This is a genomic window from Bifidobacterium sp. ESL0819 (genome assembly GCF_052606245.1).
Genome location: NZ_CP199587.1, coordinates 1,040,613 through 1,054,647, shown reverse-complemented (window position 1 = coordinate 1,054,647; position 14,035 = coordinate 1,040,613). Strand labels below are relative to the sequence as shown.

11 protein-coding genes are annotated in these 14,035 nt (G+C 63.3%); 1 reads left to right on the top strand and 10 read right to left on the bottom strand.

Going from position 1 to position 14,035, the window contains the following annotated elements:
- Positions 1-77 precede the first annotated feature (77 nt).
- The 3 genes from rpoB to ACUIAD_RS04485 all read right to left on the bottom strand — a co-directional run bounded on the left by rpoB (position 78) and on the right by ACUIAD_RS04485 (position 5,543).
- Positions 78-3,644 (bottom strand): DNA-directed RNA polymerase subunit beta, encoded by a 3,567-nt coding sequence (gene rpoB, locus ACUIAD_RS04495; RefSeq protein ID WP_445342890.1) that lies wholly within the window; start codon positions 3,642-3,644, stop codon positions 78-80.
- Between the two features lie 194 nt (positions 3,645-3,838).
- Positions 3,839-4,507, bottom strand: a complete 669-nt coding sequence (locus ACUIAD_RS04490; RefSeq protein ID WP_110451732.1) for a hypothetical protein — start codon at positions 4,505-4,507, stop codon at positions 3,839-3,841.
- 31 nt (positions 4,508-4,538) lie between these two features.
- On the bottom strand, positions 4,539-5,543 hold the full coding sequence (locus ACUIAD_RS04485) for an A/G-specific adenine glycosylase (RefSeq protein WP_445343799.1): 1,005 nt from the start codon (positions 5,541-5,543) through the stop codon (positions 4,539-4,541).
- Positions 5,544-5,685: 142 nt separating this feature from the next.
- Here ACUIAD_RS04485 and ACUIAD_RS04480 point away from each other — a divergent pair, with 142 nt between their 5' ends.
- Complete coding sequence (locus tag ACUIAD_RS04480) at positions 5,686-6,339, top strand: tRNA (cytidine(34)-2'-O)-methyltransferase (RefSeq protein WP_110451730.1); 654 nt, start codon at positions 5,686-5,688, stop codon at positions 6,337-6,339.
- Positions 6,340-6,353: 14 nt separating this feature from the next.
- On the opposite strand, the gene ACUIAD_RS04475 is transcribed toward ACUIAD_RS04480, so the two are convergent.
- From ACUIAD_RS04475 to ACUIAD_RS04445, 7 genes are all read right to left on the bottom strand, one after another.
- A complete protein-coding gene (locus ACUIAD_RS04475; RefSeq protein WP_445342889.1) occupies positions 6,354-7,718 on the bottom strand; it encodes a PFL family protein in 1,365 nt (454 codons plus the stop codon).
- A gap of 10 nt (positions 7,719-7,728) precedes the next feature.
- Positions 7,729-8,001: an ACT domain-containing protein gene (locus ACUIAD_RS04470; RefSeq protein ID WP_110451728.1), complete on the bottom strand. Its 273-nt coding sequence runs from the start codon at positions 7,999-8,001 to the stop codon at positions 7,729-7,731.
- 110 nt (positions 8,002-8,111) lie between these two features.
- Complete coding sequence (gene galK / locus ACUIAD_RS04465) at positions 8,112-9,374, bottom strand: galactokinase (RefSeq protein WP_110451727.1); 1,263 nt, start codon at positions 9,372-9,374, stop codon at positions 8,112-8,114.
- A complete protein-coding gene (gene galT, locus ACUIAD_RS04460; protein ID WP_445342888.1) occupies positions 9,371-10,654 on the bottom strand; it encodes a galactose-1-phosphate uridylyltransferase in 1,284 nt (427 codons plus the stop codon). The genes galK and galT overlap by 4 nt, the downstream gene beginning before the upstream one ends.
- A gap of 82 nt (positions 10,655-10,736) precedes the next feature.
- On the bottom strand, positions 10,737-11,612 hold the full coding sequence (locus ACUIAD_RS04455) for a DeoR/GlpR family DNA-binding transcription regulator (RefSeq protein ID WP_110451792.1): 876 nt from the start codon (positions 11,610-11,612) through the stop codon (positions 10,737-10,739).
- Between the two features lie 218 nt (positions 11,613-11,830).
- Positions 11,831-12,574 carry a polyprenol monophosphomannose synthase gene (locus ACUIAD_RS04450; protein WP_110451725.1) on the bottom strand — a complete coding sequence of 248 codons (744 nt, stop codon included), beginning with the start codon at positions 12,572-12,574 and terminating at the stop codon, positions 11,831-11,833.
- Between the two features lie 8 nt (positions 12,575-12,582).
- Positions 12,583-13,944: an NADH:flavin oxidoreductase/NADH oxidase gene (locus ACUIAD_RS04445; protein ID WP_375314985.1), complete on the bottom strand. Its 1,362-nt coding sequence runs from the start codon at positions 13,942-13,944 to the stop codon at positions 12,583-12,585.
- Positions 13,945-14,035 lie beyond the last annotated feature (91 nt).

The following is a 14,035-nucleotide window of genomic DNA, read 5'->3' as shown; positions in this document are numbered from 1 at the left end:
TCTCTGATCTTGTAACTGCTCTGAAGTTTGCCTTTTGGCGGGATGCCCGTCTGACGGGCATCCCTGTGACTGATGGCTCAGCGGTACTCCGGCTCGGGAGCGGACTGGTCGGCCTTGGCGGCGGCGTCCGGACGGGCGCCGATGTTGAAGCCCAGATCGTCGGAAGCGGCGTTGGGGTCGTCGTCCTCGTCCTTCATCTCGATCACGTTGCCTTCCGCGTTGAGCACCTCCACGTTCAAGGAGAGCGACTGCATCTCCTTGAGCAGCACCTTGAAGGATTCGGGGATGCCGGCCGCCGGCAGGTTCTCCCCGCGCACGATGGCTCCGTAGGCCCGGACGCGGCCATCCACGTCATCGGACTTGGTGGTCATCATCTCGTGCAGGGTGTAGGCAGCGCCGTAGGCCTCCAGGGCCCAGACCTCCATCTCGCCGAAGCGCTGGCCGCCGAACTGGGCCTTGCCGCCCAGGGGCTGCTGGGTGATCATGGAGTAGGGGCCGGTGGACCGGGCGTGGATCTTGTCGTCCACCAGGTGGTGGAGCTTGAGCATGTACATGTAGCCCACGGAGATCGGCTTGGTGAAGGGCTCGCCGGTGCGGCCGTCGTAGAGCACGGCCTTGCCGTCGTCGCCCACCAGACGCTCGCCGTCACGGTTGGGCAGGGTGGTCTTGAGCAGGCCGTTCAAGGCATCCTGACGCACGCCGTCGAAGACCGGAGTGGCCACGGCGGTGCCGGGTTCGGCCTTCTCGGCTCCTGCCGGAATGTGCTTCTTCCACTCGGCCTGAAGGTCGGGGTCCAGGCTGATGTCCCAGCCGGAGTGGGCGATCCACCCCAGATGGAGCTCCAGGACCTGGCCCAGGTTCATACGGGAGGGCACGCCCAGGGGGTTGAGCATGATGTCGACGGGGGTGCCATCGGCCATGAAGGGCATATCCTCCTCGGGCAGGATCCTCGAGATGACGCCCTTGTTGCCGTGACGGCCGGAGAGCTTGTCGCCCTGGGTGATCTTGCGGTGCTGGGCGATGTAGACCCGGATCATCCGGTTGACGCCGTTGGGCAGCTCGTCGCCGTCCTCCTCGGCATCCTCGCGGGTGACCTCCTTGACCTCGATGACCGTGCCGGTCTCGCCGTGGGGCACCCGCAGGCTGGTGTCGCGCACCTCGCGGCTCTTCTCGCCGAAGATGGCCCGCAGGAGCCGCTCCTCGGGGGTCAGCTCGGTCTCGCCCTTGGGAGTGACCTTGCCGACCAGGATGTCTCCGGCCTCGACCTCAGCGCCTATGCGGATGATGCCGCGCTCATCCAGGTTGGCCACCGCGTCCTCGCCCACGTTGGGCAGGTCCCGGGTAATCTCCTCGGCGCCCAGCTTGGTCTCGCGGGCGTCGGTCTCATACTCCTCGATGTGGATGGAGCTCAGGGTGTCGTCCTGGACCAGCCGCTGGGAGATGATGACGGCATCCTCGTAGTTGTAGCCGTTCCAGGGCATGAAGGCCACCAGGACATTCTTGCCCAAGGCCATCTCGCCCTTCTCGGTGGCGGGGCCGTCAGCCAGGACCGTGCCGGCCTCGACCCGCTCCCCGTCCTTGATCAGGGGGACCTGGTTGTAGCAGGTGGTCTGGTTGGACCGCTGGAACTTGGCCAGCTTGTAGGAGGACTGGGTGCCGTCGTCATTCATGACGCGGATGATGTCGGCGGAGACGTAGGTGACCACGCCCGGCTTCTCGGCCAGGATGACATCGCCCGAGTCGATGGCGGAACGCCACTCGGAGCCGGTGCCCACCAGGGGACGCTCGGACTTGACCAGAGGGACGGCCTGACGCTGCATGTTGGTGCCCATCAGCGCTCGGTGGCCCTCGTCGTGCTCCAGGAATGGAATCAGGGAGGCGCCCACCGAAACCATCTGCCGGGGAGAGACATCCATCAGGTCCACCTGGGAGACGGGCACATCCTTGGCCTCGGCCTCGGCGTCACGCACCAGGGCCTCGTCCTCGACGAAGTGTCCGGTCTCGTCGATCTCCTGGTTGGCCTGGGCGATGGTGTGCTCGGACTCCTGATCGGCGGTCATGTAGACCACGTCGTCGGTCACCTGGCCGTCCACGACCTTGCGATAAGGGGTCTCGATGAAGCCGAAGGGATTGACCCGGGCGAAGGTGGCCAGGGATCCGATCAGACCAATGTTGGGGCCTTCAGGGGACTCGATGGGGCACATGCGTCCGTAGTGGGAGGGGTGCACATCGCGCACCTCCATGGATGCGCGGTCACGGGACAGGCCGCCGGGGCCCAAGGCCGAAAGACGACGCTTGTTGGTCACGCCGGCCAGCGGATTGTTCTGATCCATGAACTGGCTCAGCTGAGAGGTTCCGAAGAACTCCTTGATGGTGGCATTGACCGGGCGGATGTTGATCAGGGACTGCGGGGTGATGGCCTCCGCGTCCTGGGTGGTCATTCTCTCGCGGACCACGCGCTCCATACGGCTCAGACCGGTGCGCAGCTGGTTCTGGATCAGCTCGCCCACCTGGCGGATGCGACGGTTGCCGAAGTGGTCGATGTCGTCCACGTCCACCCGCAGCTCGATATCCTGGCCGTCGCGGCGGCCGGGGAAGGTATGCCCGCCGGCATGCAGGGTCACCAGGTACTTCAGGGTGGCGATGATGTCCTCAGGATGCAGGCTGCGGTCGTTGAAGTCGGCCTCAAGACCCAGCTTGCGGTTGATCTTGTAACGGCCGACCCGGGCCAGGTCGTAGCGCTTGGTGTTGAAGTAGAAGGAGTCCAGCAGGTTGCGGCCAGCCTCGGGCGAGGCGGTGTCCGCAGGCCGGATCTTGCGGTAGAGGTCGGTCAGCGCCTCGTCCTGGGTCTCGATGGTCTCCTTCTCCAGGGCGTCCAGAACCAGCGGGTAGCCTTTGAAGGCCTTGCGGATCTGCGGCTTGGTCATGCCGATGGCCATGAGGAAGACGATGGCGGACTGCTTGCGCTTGCGGTCCACGCGCACGCCCAGCACGTCGCGCTTGTCGATCTCGAACTCCAGCCAGGCGCCCCGGCTGGGGATGATCTTGGCTCCGAAGATCTCCTTGTCGGAGTTGCGGTCCTGGGTGCGGTCGAAATAGACGCCCGGGGAACGGACCAGCTGGGAGACGATGACGCGCTCCGAGCCGCCGATGATGAAGGTGCCGTGGGGGGTCTGCAGCGGGAAGTCGCCCATGAAGACGGTCTGCGACTTGATCTCGCCGGTGTCCCCGTTCTCGAACTCAGCGTTCACGTACAGGGGGGCGGAGTAGGTGTAGTCCTTCTCCTTGCACTCCTGGACCGTGTGACGGGGCTCCTCGAAGTAGGGATCCGAGAAGGTCAGACTCATGGTCTGCGCAAAGTTTTCAATGGGAGAGATCTCCTGAAAGACTTCATCCAGGCCGGAGACGGGGGCCACGGTATGGGTCCCGTTGACCTGGTCCTCCTCGACTCGCTTCTTCCACCGGTCGTTGCCGACCAGCCAGTCGAAGCTGTCGGTCTGCACGCCCAGGAGGTAGGGCACCTCGATGGGTTCGCGGATGGACCCGAAGTTGACACGATCGGTGGCCTTATGCAGTTTGATGTCGTGTTCGTCAGCGCGTGCCTGCGTGGTGGTGGTACTTCTTACAGCTTTATTGGCAGCCAAAATGGACGTTCCTTATCGCTCGCCGTACTCGATCATTCCTGTTACCCCAGGGAGATGCCGAACGGCCGCCATATGCCTATTCGCGGGCATCTCCTCGATGATGCATGCCCGCTATATGACACACCTCATGTAGATACAGAACAATAGCAGATAGAAGCCCTGCATGCAATCGGCGTGTCGTCTTTGAAAAGCCGCTATTGAACCATGATCGGCACGGGTTGGGAGACCACGTGCGAATCAGCCTTCAGCACCAGTTTGGCCTGGTAGGAGCCCGCCTTGACCCGGGGCAGCTTCTGGTCGGGCTGACAGCTGTCCTGGCTCCTGTCAGCATGCCAGGTGATGGTCTGCATGTCCTTGTCTCCAGTAGCCATGAGCAGGGCACGGGCCCCAACCGGGCAGGCATCGGAGCGCCAGACGGTATCCTCGCCGCTGGTGATGACCAGCACCCGGCCGCCGTCGGAGCCGTCCACCAGACATGACCCTGTTCCCTTGTGGCGAATGGTCGCCGTAAAGTCGATGGACCCGCCGACCCCAGTGCTGGGATTAGGCGCAGACAGCTCCAGGGCCAGATCCTCTTTGCCGCAGTCAGGAGCACCAGAGGAACGCTTCTTGTCAGCATTCCTCTTCTGATCCTTGCCCTGCTTGTCCTTGTCTTTGTCCTGAGATTTAGTCTTTGCGGTCTGATGGACGCTGGTCGAGGCCCCCTGGCGCCCATCGCCCCCCCGGAGGGCTCTGATGCCGGCCCCCACGCCCCAGACCAGGCCAGCGCAGACCAGCAGAAAAAGCACCGCCAGGAGGGCGGCCGCAATCCTTCGACGACGATACATCCGCCGCTTCTTTTCGCTCATGCGTCGCTTGGCCATACTGCTCCAGTCTAGTCACCGGGGGCGGCCTTCACTTCGGCAGACGCAGGAGGCCATCCTGACCGATCTCGAGAAGACCGTCATCATCCAGGGAGACGATGCATCGATCAAGCCGGATTTCGTCCGCACACAGGGGTTGCAGTTCCTTCTTTGAAAGGGGCGTGCCCGAAGCCTGCCGCAACGCTTGGAGGATGGATCCGCGGATCTGCCGATCGGTTCCCGCGAAGCGCTGCCGGGGTCTGGTCCTGCCTGCACCCAGGCCGGGCAGCCCAGCCTTGAGAAAGCGGCAGTGGCCAGCCAGGGGGCAGATATCGCAGGCCGGTTTGCGAGCGACGCAGACTGTGGCGCCCAGCTCCATGACAGCCTGGTTCCATCGGGCCGAGGCCGGTTCCCGCCAAGCTGCCGATCGGACCTGCGGATCAGCCAATCCCAGACGGCCGCTATCCCCCTGGGCACCGCTGTCCTCGACACCGGCATCCTCCGGCCCTTCGCCCTCGGCACCGGCATCCTCGGATCTCTCGTCCTTAGGCAGAACATTCCAGGCCAGCTGGCGCTCCTCTCGGCTAACAGCGCCCCCGGTGGATTCCCGCTCCAGAAAGACTCTGGAGAGCACCCTGCGGATGTTGGTGTCGATGACGGCGATCCTCTCGCCGTAGGCAAAGCTCATGACAGCGCTGGCCGTGTAGTCGCCGATGCCAGGCAGGGCCACCAGCTGGTCGTAATCCTGGGGCAGACGGTCTGCATACCGGCCGGCAACCTGTTCCGCACATTCCTGCAGACGCAGGGCTCGACGCGGGTAGCCCAGCCTGCCCCAGGCCGTAATGACTTCAGCCTTAGGGGCGGCGGCCAGGGAGGCCGCATCCGGCCACACCCTCATCCAGGCCGTCCAGTAGGGCACCACCCGGCTCATCTGGGTCTGCTGGCTCATGACCTCGGAGACCAGAACCCCCCAGGGCGTGGTTCGTCCAAAGCGCCAGGGCAGGTCGCGAGCGTAACGGCTCCACCAGTCGAACAGCCGCAGGCGGATAGGCTCCATCTGCGTCAAGGCCGTTTCCGCACCCTCCATGATCACACCGCCCTTCACCATCCGATATCTGCCTCATTCAACCGCCGTATTCTGCCCGCCGGTGCCGACCTCCAATGCCTCTCCTGTCGGTTGGCGACGATAGGTTGGCCTCATGAACAGGCAGGAGCAGGAGCGGTCCGGCGACCCGTCGAACGCCGTCGAACGCATGTACGAGTACGGGTACCGCAAATCGAACTATGGTCCCGACGAGCTGGTCACCGACGCTCATGGCAACCCCATCTCCGTAGTGGATGCCATGATGAAAGCCGATCAGGCCAGCCGAGTGAAGACCTCCACGCCCCACTTGTGCTACTACTCGCCGCGAATCCCCGGCAATACCGGCTCGGCCATCCGCCTGTGCGCCGTTACTGGCACCATCCTGCATCTGATAGAGCCCTTGGGCTTCAACCTCAAGGACACCAAGCTGCGCCGGGCCGGCCTGGACTATCACGACATGGCTCACGTGGTTCTGCACCCGGACTTCGACGACCTGGTCCGCTCCATGCCCGACAGCCGGATCATCGCCTTCACCGCCCACGCCGACAAGCTCTATACCGAGGTCAGCTACCGGCCGGACGACATCCTCCTGTTCGGCCCCGAACCGGGCGACATCCCCGATCCCATGGAGATCATGGCCGGCCCTCATGTAGCCGAACAGGTCAGGCTGCCCATGCGGCCCAGCCTGCGCAGCCTGAACCTGACCAACTGCGCATCCATTGCCATCTACGAGGCCTGGCGTCAACTGGGATTCCAAGGCGGCCGCTGAACTCCGGGACGATCTCAGTTCTTGAAGCTGTGGATGGGTGCTGGGATGTGTCCGCCTCGATTGACGAATGCCGCGCAGGATCGGGTATTGACAGGCACGACCGGGCCACCGCCCATGAGTCCGCCGAATTCGGCCCACTCGCCCACCTGCTTGCCGATGACGGGAATGACTCTGACTGCAGTGGTCTTCTGATTGATCATGCCGATTGCCGCCTCGTCGGCGATGAGGCCGGAGATGGACTCCGCAGAAGTATCCCCGGGGATGGGGATCATGTCCAGGCCCACCGAGCAGACGCAGGTCATGGCCTCAAGCTTCTCCAGGGTCAGGCTCCCCTCTTGCGCGGCCTGGATCATGGCGGCATCCTCGGACACAGGAATGAAGGCCCCGGACAGCCCGCCCACCGAGCTGGAAGCCATGATGCCGCCCTTCTTGACCTGATCGTTGAGGATGGCAAGGGCAGCGGTGGTTCCCGGGGCGCCCACCTGCTCCAGACCCATGGTCTGCAGAACCTCCCCCACTGAGTCTCCGACCGCCGGAGTGGGAGCCAGGGACAGGTCGATGATCCCGAAGGGCACATCCAGGCGGCGGCTGGCCTCCTGGGCCACCAGCTGCCCCACCCGGGTGATCTTGAAAGCCGTCCGCTTGATGGTCTCGCAGAGCTGTCTGAAGTCCGCTCCCTTGGCTGATTCCAAGGCGGTCTTGACCACGCCGGGTCCTGAGACGCCCACGTTGACGACTGCCGACCCCTGGCTGACCCCGTGGAAGCCACCGGCCATGAAGGGGTTGTCATCAGGGGCGTTGCAGAAAACCACCAGCTTGGTGCAGCCGGAGCTGTCCGAGTCGGCGGTGCTCTCGGCAGCGGCCTTGACGACCCGCCCCATGAGGGCTACGGCATCCATATCAATGCCCGTTCTGGTGGAGCCCACGTTGACGCTGGCGCAGACCCGTTCCGTCTGGCTCAGCGCTCTGGGCAGGGATTTGATCAGCAACCGCTCCGCCGGAGTCATGCCCTTGCCGACCAGGGCGGAATAGCCACCTATCAGGTTGACACCGACCTCCTGGGCCGAGCGGTCCAGGGTCTTGGCCACAGCCACATAGTCCTCCACGGTGTGGCAGGCGCCGGCCGCGACCAAGGAGATGGGGGTGACGGTGATGCGCTTGTTGACGATGGGAATGCCGTACTCGCGGGCGATGGCGTCCCCCGTAGACACCAGGTCGCCCGCCAGGGAGACGATTCGGCGATGAATGTTCCGACAGAGCATGTCCACATCCTGGCTGGCGCAGTCCAGCAGGCTGATACCCATGGTGATGGTGCGCACGTCCAGGCGCTCCCGGTCGATCATGTCGTTGGTCTCCAGGACCTCGTCTCGTGTGATCATGGCCGCCTCCTCAGACCCGGTGCATCCTGGTGAAGATCTCCTCGCGCTGGCAACGTATGGAGACTCCGATGTCCTCTCCCAAAGATTCCATCCGCTGGCTGAGCGCATCGAAATCATCCCGGCAGGCGGTGCAGTCCACGATCATCATCATGGTGAAAAAGCCATCCAGAATGGTCTGCGAAATATCCAGTACATTGATGCCCTGCTGGGAAAGATCCGTGCAGACCTTGCCGATGATGCCGATGGCATCCCTGCCCACCACCGTGATGATTGCCTTGTCCATGACCGTCCTCCTCATCCACCTCGCCCTTGACCGGCCCCTCTGAAAACCAGGACCCCGCTTCCCCAGCTTAGAGGAGCGCAGGGAGAAGCGAGGTCGTAGAGGTCTGCAGCTCAGGATTCGCGTGCGGCCGCCGAGGAGGGCAGGGCAATCAGGGCTTCGGGGGCCTTGAACCCTTTGGATGCGAATCGTTCGGTGATGTCACGGGCAAGATCGGAGCCCTTGCCAGCATCAGCCAAGGCAATGATGGACCCGCCGAACCCGCCGCCGGTCATGCGTGCTCCGTAGGCCCCGCCCTGGCGTGCCGCGTCCACGGCCTCATCCAATTCCGGGCAGGTGACCTCGTAGTCGTCCCGCAGAGAGTCATGGGAAGCGTTCATAAGGCGGCCCGCCAAGGCGTAATCGCCCTTGCCGAAGGCCTCGATGAAGCGGTCCACCCGTCCTATCTCGCTGACCACGTGACGGACCCGCCGACGCATGGTCTCATCGGACAGCTGCCCCAGCAGCGCAGCCATGGCGGATGCAGGATCAGCAGCGCCATTGATCTGGTCTGCCGACTGGCGCAGGTTGGCCACCCCCAGCAGATGCGCAGCCTGCTCACAGGTGGCTCGGCGCTGATCGTATTGGCCATCGTTGAGATGGTGCTGAGCCCTGGTGTTGACAACCAGCAGCTCCAGGCCTGCAGCCTTCAAGTCGAAGGGGACCTGACGCACGTTGCTCATGGCATCCAGTTCCGGCCTGCAGTCCAACCGCAGGGCGCAGCCGGCTTGACACCGCATGGAGGCGCTCTGATCCATGCCGCCGGTAGAAGCGCCGGCCATATCATTCTCAGCCGTGATGGCGGCCTGGACCAGCCTGACCCGACCAGCTTCGTTGCCTCCCAGCCCCAGACCGAACAGGTCATCCAGGGCCAGGGCCACTGCGCAGGTCATGGCCGCCGAGGAACTCAATCCGGACCCCACGGGAACGCAGGAGGCCAGTGCCAGATCGAACCCTTGAACCTGCGGGAAGCCATCCCGCTGCAGGGCCCAGGCCACACCGACCGGATAGGCCGCCCAACCGCTCACTCCCCGGGCCTGAAGCCCATCCAGATCAGTCTGGACCGGATTCTCCGGATCCATGGTGGAGACCAGGCGCACCCGGCTGTCCGCCCTGGGACTGACGGCTACATAGGTACGAGTAGGCAGGGCGATGGGCAGACTGAGCCCGGCGTTGTAATCCGTATGCTCGCCGATCAGGTTGACCCGCCCGGGTGCGCTCCAGACGCCCTGAGGGTCCACTCCATAGACCTTTTGGAAGAGCTCTCGGGCCTTGGTGGCGCCTTGGCCGTCCGTACCCTGGGTCCAGGCCTGTATGAATTCCGCCCTCGTCGTCATCGATCCTCTCCATTCTCCAGGTCCAGAGGCCCCAGTTGACGGAAGCGGTCAGCGATCCGCTCTGGGGTGGTGTCCGAGACCCAGGCAGCCATGCCTGACTCGGACCCGGCAAGATACTTGATTTTGTCCACGGCACGGCGGAAGGAGAAGAACTGCAGGTTGAGCCTGTAGTCCTCCCGCCGCGGATCGTGCAGTGGGGCCTGATGCCAGGCGGCGATGTAGGGCAGATCCATCCCCCTGCCATCGCCCTTGTCGAAGAAGGCGTTGCCCCGCTTGAGCAGGGTGGAATACATGACGGCCAGATCCCAACGCTCCTGGTCATTGAGCTGGTCCAGGCTCAGAATCCCGTCGCGTACTGGGGCCATGTGGACTTCCAAAGGCCAACGGGCGGCGGCAGGCACATAGGCCACCCAGGTGGCATTGCGGAAGACCAGGCGTCGTCCAGAGTCCAGCTCGGCCTTGAGGATGTCCGCCAAGAGGTTGCCGCCGGTACGCTCCCGATAGTCGGCGCACTGCCTCAACTCCTGCTCCAGCCGTGGGGCTATGAAGGGATAGCAGTAGATCTGTCCGTGGGGATGAGCCAGCGAGACGCCGATCTCCTGGCCGTGGTTCTCGAAGGGGAAGATCTGTTCGATGCCCTCCATGGTCGAGATCTCAGCAGTGCGGAAGGCCCAGGCCTCCACGACCGTCCGCAGACGGGAGACCGGCAGGTCGGCAGGGAGGGCGTGCTCGTCAGGGTCGAAACAGACCACCTCGCAGCGCCCGTTGGCCTCACGCACCGGCCAGAGGGGGTTGCCGTCCACCAGGGATGGCTTGCCTGCCGTCTGCGTATCGGGCACCTGCATCATGGAGGGGAAGCGGTTCTCAAAGACGGCCACGTTGTAGTCCACATCGGGGATCTCCCCATCCTGGTAGGGGTCTCCGGGCTTTCTGGCAGCCAAAGGGTTGCCCTTGGCCGTAGCCTGCGGACCGGCGGTGATGGGCCGGTTCATCCTGGCTGTAGCCATGGGGATCCAGTCCCCAGTCAAAGGGTCCCGGCGCATCTGCGGCGGCTGGAAGGGCACCGTCCTGCCCTCCTGATCCTGATGGGGGGCGAACCGGTCGGCCAGAGGACGAGGGTCATCCAAACGCCTGGTTTTGCGACCCGAGACGTACTCAGGATCATCATCCAAGTAGAAGAACCGACGCCCGTCGGCCAGCCTGGTGGGAGTGATGCGGATATGCTCCCTGGCATAGTCGCCGGGAACATACCGTTGGGGGACATACTGCTCTGACTTCATGCTGCTCCTTCATCGTCGGTGATGATTGACAATCCATGGCAACCCGCCACCGCAACCGGCGCATCCTTGTGTGGCTGCTCGCTCATCGGGCGTGGGTCGCTTCCTTGGCACCGGCCTCGGACTCAGCGGAGGCACCGTCATGAGACTGGCCTTCCTCGGGGTTGACCGGCACCAGAACCAGCCGATTGACCAGAGACCTCGTGGACTCGGCTGACTCCTGGTCAAGCTGATCGTCGGTGATGACGGTATCCACCTGGTCGAAGGATGCGAACAGCGACAGGGAGGTGCAGCTCCACTTGGTATGGTCGGTCAAAATAATGGTCCGGTCGGCGATGTCCATCAGCGCCATATCCGTGGCCGCCTCCAAAGAGTTGGGCATCAGGAAGCCTCGGGGTATGGAGACCGAGTGGGTGCCCAGAAAGACCGTGTTGACCCGCAGCGAGGCGATGACCTTGTCCGCAATGGGGCCGACCAGGGAGTTGGATCGGGTGATGACGCCGCCAGTGACGATGACTTCGACGTCCTTGCTCTCCATGGCCTGAACCAGCTCGGCCACAGGGATGGAATTGGTCAGCAGGGTCACTCCGGCGCACTGACGGCTCTCCAGGAGATGCTGGGCGAAGACGTAGGCCGTGGTCCCTCCCCCGATGGCGATGACGTCGCCCGGGGAGACATATTCGATAGCACGACGGGCGATGGTGTCCTTGAGGCCCATGTCCATCTGTGACTTGACTGAGAAGAGCGGCTCAGCCAGAAGCGAGCTTGTGGTGACGGCCCCTCCATGGACCCTCTTGAGCAGACCCTTGTCCGCCAGGTCGGCAATGTCCCGGCGGATGGTCATGGCGGAGACGCCCAGCTCCTTGGAGAGGGCGGTGATACGGACTGCGCCACGAGTACGCAACCGGTTCAATATGAGGTGTTGGCGTTGTGACGATATCATTCGAACATTATCGCACACATTCGCCCAAACTGGCAAGCCGGCCATCAGACTGCGGTCGCCGTCCCAAAGCAAACGCGGAATTCGACGTCCCTGTCATACTTGGATCACTCTTCCATACGCCAGAGGCCTACCAACGCTCTTGCAGGAATCTGTTCACCATGGCCCAATCTGTCTGCAAGACTCCAACAAATCCCTACAAAGTCGCATATAAAAGCGAACACAAATAGGTTCGGATGTCACTTTCGACGGATCAGCCGTTCAAATCCCCACAGGGTGACCTGGACCATGGCCTCCAGAACGATCCCAGCATCCATCTTCGATCTTCCTCGGACCCGCTCCACAAAAATTATAGGCACCTCCACCACGCTCACGCCCATGGCCTGGACTCGACGCAGCATATCCACCTGGAAGACGTAGCCGCTGGAGCGAACCCTTCCCAAATCGATCCGCCTCAACACGTCAGCTCGATAGACACGCAGACCGGCGGTCATATCTCGTACGGAGGACCGCAAGGCGGTGCGAGCATACCAGGATCCCGCACGCGAGATCAGAGCCCTGTACCAGGGCCAGTGTTGAGTTCGGCCTCCGTGCACCCGGCGCGAGCCGATGACCAGACCCGGATGTGCAGGGCCTTGAGCCACTGCCAGCATCCTCGCCAGATCCTGGGGCCGATGGGAGCCATCCATATCCATCTCGCAGATCAGATCGTAGCCATGCTCCAAAGACCAGCGGAACCCCTGCACATAGGCTGGACCCAGCCCACGGCGGGCATGCCGATGAATCACGTGAACACGAGGATCGCGCATGGCCATATTCTCGGCCATGGCACCGGTGCCGTCCGGCGAGCTGTCGTCGACGACCAGCACATCTACTTCGGGGCAGCATGCCATCAGCTGCGGAAGAGTTACCCCGATATTGTCAGCCTCCTGATACGTGGGCATGACCACAATAGTCCCCGCTCCGCAGCGAACAGCATCCATGGCCGCTGTCAGCGTGCGGTGCCGTAGGCCCCGCGGCGGTAGGGCTCAGGGTAGGGAGTCTGCTGAGCGGACAGCCCCAGTTTGTATGCAGCCCTGAGCGGCCAATAGGGGTCGCGCAGACTGGCTCGACCGATCTCGACCGCATCTGCCAGGCCCTTGCGCACGATCCGGTCGGCCTGCTTGGGCTTGGTGATCAGCCCCACCGCTGTGGTGGGAATCAGCACCTGGCTGCGCACCTGGTAGGAGAATGGCACCTGGTAGTTGGGAGCAGCCGGAATCTTCATACCAGGCACCAGACCTCCGGTGGAAACATCAATCAGATCCACCCCGTGCAGCTTGAGCACCTTGGCAGTGCTGATAGTCTCGTCAAGACCCCATCCGCCAGTCGCCCAGTCGGTTGCAGACATGCGCACCAGCAGGGGCATGCCCGAGGGAATGACCTCACGCACAGCGTCAGTCACCTGGATCAGCAGGTGCATCCTGCCGGACAGATCGCCCCCGTATTCGTCGTTGCGGCGGTTGACCAACGGGTCGAGGAATTCAGAGAGCAGGTAGCCGTGGGCGGCGTGCAGCTCCACCCCAAGGAAGCCAGCCTGAACGGCTCGGACAGCAGCAGAGCGGAAGTCAGCGACAATGGAGGCTATCTGAGCCCGCGAAAGCTGGACCGGGACCGCCATCCTGCCGTAGGCGATAGGACTGGGGCCTACGGGTTGCCACCCGCCCTCAGCCACGGGCACGGTAGCATTGATATAGCCCATGGAGGAGCACCCTGAGGAACCTTTGCGGCCCGAATGGTTGAGCTGGACGATGGGCACGGCTCCAGCGGCCTTGACATCCCGGACGATGCCCTGCCAGGCCCTGGCCTGCTCGTCGTTCCATAGCCCAACATCGCAGGGGGAAATCCGCCCCTGAGGATTGACGGCGGTGGCCTCTCCGATGACGACTCCGAAACCTCCCAAAGCCCGGGACACATAATGCTGATAGTGGAAGTTGGTAGGAACCCCGTCGTGCCGCAGGGCCGAATAGGTATCCATGGGCGGCATCCAGATTCTGTTGCGGATATGCTGGTCGCGCAAGTCCATGGGCTGGAAAAGCACAGGCAGGGACAACTCCCGCATTTTGCCGGATCCTGATTTCCCGGCCTTTTGAACCCTCTTGGCCTTCTTGCCTCTCTTGGACGGCTTGATCCCCTTGGCACCCTTGCCAGCCTTGTTCTTCCCGTCGTCGGCACCCGGTTCAAACGACCAGCTCGGCTTGGACACATCCAATATGCCAGAGCCGTTCACCGGCCCGGGTATTGCCTGATCCTCATTGACCGGGCCTTCGGCCCGAGGGGCCTTGTCATCCAGCTCTGAATATTTCTGGACCATCTGTTCCTGCCTCTCCCGGCGGGCGTCCACACCCCTCGTGGTCCACCCGTCGACGAATCCCTAATGGTCTCATTGTAGGCACAGCCCTTCA

Coding starts and splice junctions, on each gene's coding strand:
- galT (WP_445342888.1), bottom strand. CDS start 10,654: ATGAAGTCAGAGCAGTATGTCCCCCAACGGTATGTTCCCGGCGACTAT.
- ACUIAD_RS04480 (WP_110451730.1), top strand. CDS start 5,686: ATGAACAGGCAGGAGCAGGAGCGGTCCGGCGACCCGTCGAACGCCGTC.
- ACUIAD_RS04490 (WP_110451732.1), bottom strand. CDS start 4,507: ATGGCCAAGCGACGCATGAGCGAAAAGAAGCGGCGGATGTATCGTCGT.
- ACUIAD_RS04445 (WP_375314985.1), bottom strand. CDS start 13,944: ATGGTCCAGAAATATTCAGAGCTGGATGACAAGGCCCCTCGGGCCGAA.
- ACUIAD_RS04450 (WP_110451725.1), bottom strand. CDS start 12,574: ATGGATGCTGTTCGCTGCGGAGCGGGGACTATTGTGGTCATGCCCACG.
- galK (WP_110451727.1), bottom strand. CDS start 9,374: ATGACGACGAGGGCGGAATTCATACAGGCCTGGACCCAGGGTACGGAC.
- ACUIAD_RS04485 (WP_445343799.1), bottom strand. CDS start 5,543: ATGGAGCCTATCCGCCTGCGGCTGTTCGACTGGTGGAGCCGTTACGCT.
- ACUIAD_RS04475 (WP_445342889.1), bottom strand. CDS start 7,718: ATGATCACACGAGACGAGGTCCTGGAGACCAACGACATGATCGACCGG.
- ACUIAD_RS04470 (WP_110451728.1), bottom strand. CDS start 8,001: ATGGACAAGGCAATCATCACGGTGGTGGGCAGGGATGCCATCGGCATC.